Genomic DNA, 3,271 nt, shown 5'->3' with positions numbered 1-3,271 from the left:
CTGCCCAAAGATCAGCTTTTGAGATTACATTATTATTCATATCCATTGGTATTACCTCCATCATTTGAGACCATCTTATCAAATGCAGGAAGGGATTTGAAGGTACGGATGATTACCTACTTACAATTGGTCGTAAAAGTCATTGCTGGAAATTCCCGAACAGATGTGGCACTAAAGGATGGGTTCAGTCCTAGAATGTTATATCAATGGGTTCAAAAATATAAAATTCAAGGTTATAACGGATTGATAGAACAACAGAAAGGTCATTCATGTAAAAATCTGAAAATGAAAAAGAAAGAGAATCCAGCACCTCTTACTGAATCAGAGAGAGAAGAACTTATTTGTTTAAGAGCTGAAAATGAATATATCAAAGCAGAGAATGAAGTAATAGAAAAGCAGCAATCATTAAAGAACTTCGCGAAAAAGGATATAAGCTAAAAGATCTTTTAAAAACAATGGATATGGCAAAATCCACTTATTATTTCGAAATAAGCAAAGTAGATGTTGTAGGATCCAGAAACGAGGAACTTATGACTAAAATTCAGAAAATATTTGATTACAACAAAGGTCGATATGGTGTTCGAAGAGTACATAAAGAACTTGTGAATCGTGGTTATATAGTAAATCATAAACGGATTCAGCGTCTTATGCATGCCATGGAACTGTTTAGCAAACGCCCAAAGGAAAAATATCATTTTTATAAAGGTGAAGTTAGAAAGATTGCTGATAACATCATAAATCGAGATTTCCATATAACTGCGCCATTGCAAAAATGGAAAACTGATGTGTTATAATTTAGTTTTTCATAGGGCAAGTGTTATATCTCTCCAATCTTAGATATGAATACAAATGAGATTATTTCTTACGATTTATCGCTAAGTCCGAACATGGAACAAATTCGTCGTATGTTGAACAAAACATTTAAAAAGCTTCCTTCCGTAAAAGGGTTAATCTTTCATTCGGATCAGGGCTGCAATATTAACATTCCTTTTTTTAGAAGTACTCTAAAAGATCATGGAATAATTCAATCCATGTCAAGAAAAGGGAATTGCTATGATAATTGCATCATGGAAACATTCTTTGGAAGACTCAAAAATGAGATGTATTATGGATATGAAAAAGAATACAAATCACTTGATGATTTTGTTGAAGTTGTAAAAGAATATATAGACTATTATAACAACGAAAGAATTCAGGTAAAAACAAAATGAATGCCCCTGCAAAATACAGGAAAGCATCTATGCGCTGTGCCTAATTCATAAAGTAATGTGTCCAGGATTCTGGGTTCATATCAAAGTGTGGGGCGTTTTTAATTAAGTTGAGTATAATATATTCAAAAATTTTTCTAAATATGGTATAATAAATCAACACAAAAGAGGAGTGAATTATATGAGTGCAATTGTTAGTACGTTTATTTATTGTTTAGGAACCACAAACATAGAGGGGAAAAATTCACCTATAAACGCTATGGGAGTTTTGCAGAACTTAACACCAGAATTCATACCAAGTACATTTTCTTTTTCTATTGTTGTTGGTATTAAACAGATTGATTTATCATCAGATCATAAATTGGATATTATTTTTAAAGATACGGAGGGAAATAATTTAGTTGAAGCTAAAGATATTCCTATTAGCGCAGAACAACTAAAAAATGGTGATTTAAATTTACCAGAGGAGCAGCGTGGATTGATGTTGGGATTGGATCTAAGAAATGTTATTCTTAAGAAAGAAGGAAATTATAAGACAGAGGTGAGATTAGACGGAATAATATTGGGAGAGTTTGACATATATGCAAAAGCAAAAAACTAATTTAGAAAGTAGTATTAAAGTAAGTCAAAGTCAGGATAGTAATACATTCCCTTTACCACAAATATTTATTAAGCCATTTGTGGTGGCAAATACAATTGCGTTAATAATGACGCCATCAATTGACAAAAATACATTAAATCAAATCAAGAACGAAAAAATTGTTTTAGAACAATATGATAATGGAAGAATAAAACATTATCCGTACATATCTTTGCAATATGAAAACGGAGTTATTTCTAACAAAGAAGTTAAGAAAAATGAAATACCTATTCAAATAAGCAATGAGATTAGCTTTAATATGTCAGAGAATGAAAACAAGCAAATTATTGATGAGCTGAGAAAGGAGAATGTTGTTTTGAAAAATAAATTAAAAAACAGTTTTCCGACTCATATTGTGACATATATATCAATATGTGGTTTAATTTTGGGTGTTTGTATAACTTTAATGATATTAATGTTTGGTTGCGGAGTATTTCTGATTGATCCATTTTATGTTTTTTGTGCTGTCTTAATAGCATTAACATTGCTTTGTACTGCTATTGCTGCAACATATGATTGGAAGGATTTCTTAAATGAAAAATAATGACAGTAAATTATATTTAAAATTGTTTTCATTGTTAAAATTGGAAACAACGACGAAATACGGACGAATTAATTTAGGCGGAGTACTTATTATAGCAGTATTTTGTTTACTGTATACAGTAGGAGATGGGATAGGGTATATTCTTTCTGTTGCTGAAAATCTTGTTAAATCGATAGCTTTAAAACAGGATATTTATCATAAATATGCCTCTGTAAGTGTTATAGAGGTTGTTATTCCAATACTAATTGCTTTCATTTCATGTCTAGTGTTTTTGGCTTGGCATGAAATGAAAAAGAAAAAATAGCTTTAACTATAGGAGAAACTTTCAATAGCATGTTAGAAAGGGAAGGAAAGTAGCATTAGGGAAATGAACGTGGAAATATATTATTGAAAAAGTTTTTGCTAGAGGTTTTCTGAAAGTAAGAAAGATGGTCTAGAACATGGTGAAGAGATTGGAAGAAACAATATTAAGCAATTCGTAATTTAAAGAACTATTTACTGAACAATTTTGTGATAAAAAGATTTTGTTTGTTAAGAGCTGCACATACGAAAGACACCCTTTGGGGTGCTTTTCGTATGTAATAATAAATCGGAATTGAAGGAGGTTCTGTAATGAATGAACAGAAGATAGTGTCAACAGAATCAACCAATATTGTTATTTGCTGATTTAGTAAAAGAAAAAATGATTAAGCAAGGATGTTGACATTATCAATATAACAGTCCATTATTATTTAATATCTGGACAAATATTATAACTCAAACTTCGCACATAGATTTTGCCTATGCACCTTGAAAATTCAATATCTGGCAGGTATTCGATTATCAAAGTTCACCCTTTGCCCTATGCCGCCTGAAGCTGTGTCTTCAACAAAACAGGCA

The 3,271-nt window shown here is 31.2% G+C and carries 6 protein-coding genes; all 6 read left to right on the top strand.

The genetic code is table 11. The features are described 5' to 3' along the window. Positions 1-438, top strand: a 438-nt coding sequence (locus tag Selli1_RS18010) for a helix-turn-helix domain-containing protein (protein WP_281874453.1), incomplete at its 5' end; no start/stop codon positions are given. A gap of 17 nt (positions 439-455) precedes the next feature. After that, entirely contained in the window at positions 456-794 is a 339-nt protein-coding gene (locus Selli1_RS18005; protein WP_330677646.1) for an IS3 family transposase, read from the top strand. A gap of 27 nt (positions 795-821) precedes the next feature. Next, positions 822-1,211 (top strand): IS3 family transposase, encoded by a 390-nt coding sequence (locus Selli1_RS18000; RefSeq protein ID WP_281874455.1) that lies wholly within the window; start codon positions 822-824, stop codon positions 1,209-1,211. Between the two features lie 178 nt (positions 1,212-1,389). Next, positions 1,390-1,809 (top strand): DUF6941 family protein, encoded by a 420-nt coding sequence (locus Selli1_RS17995; protein WP_281874449.1) that lies wholly within the window; start codon positions 1,390-1,392, stop codon positions 1,807-1,809. Next, entirely contained in the window at positions 1,790-2,392 is a 603-nt protein-coding gene (locus Selli1_RS17990) for a hypothetical protein (protein ID WP_281874447.1), read from the top strand. The genes Selli1_RS17995 and Selli1_RS17990 overlap by 20 nt, the downstream gene beginning before the upstream one ends. Beyond that, positions 2,382-2,696, top strand: a complete 315-nt coding sequence (locus Selli1_RS17985) for a hypothetical protein (protein WP_281874445.1) — start codon at positions 2,382-2,384, stop codon at positions 2,694-2,696. The genes Selli1_RS17990 and Selli1_RS17985 overlap by 11 nt, the downstream gene beginning before the upstream one ends. Positions 2,697-3,271: the final 575 nt, after the last annotated feature.

Source organism: Sellimonas catena, from assembly GCF_027924685.1.
Lineage (GTDB): Bacteria > Bacillota > Clostridia > Lachnospirales > Lachnospiraceae > Sellimonas > Sellimonas catena.
This window is presented reverse-complemented; position numbering and strand designations above follow the sequence as displayed.

Excerpts from the sequence above, each read along its gene's own strand:
- Selli1_RS18005 (WP_330677646.1), top strand. The coding sequence starts at position 456 with ATGGATATGGCAAAATCCACTTATTATTTCGAAATAAGCAAAGTAGAT.
- Selli1_RS17995 (WP_281874449.1), top strand. The coding sequence starts at position 1,390 with ATGAGTGCAATTGTTAGTACGTTTATTTATTGTTTAGGAACCACAAAC.
- Selli1_RS17990 (WP_281874447.1), top strand. The coding sequence starts at position 1,790 with ATGCAAAAGCAAAAAACTAATTTAGAAAGTAGTATTAAAGTAAGTCAA.
- Selli1_RS17985 (WP_281874445.1), top strand. The coding sequence starts at position 2,382 with ATGAAAAATAATGACAGTAAATTATATTTAAAATTGTTTTCATTGTTA.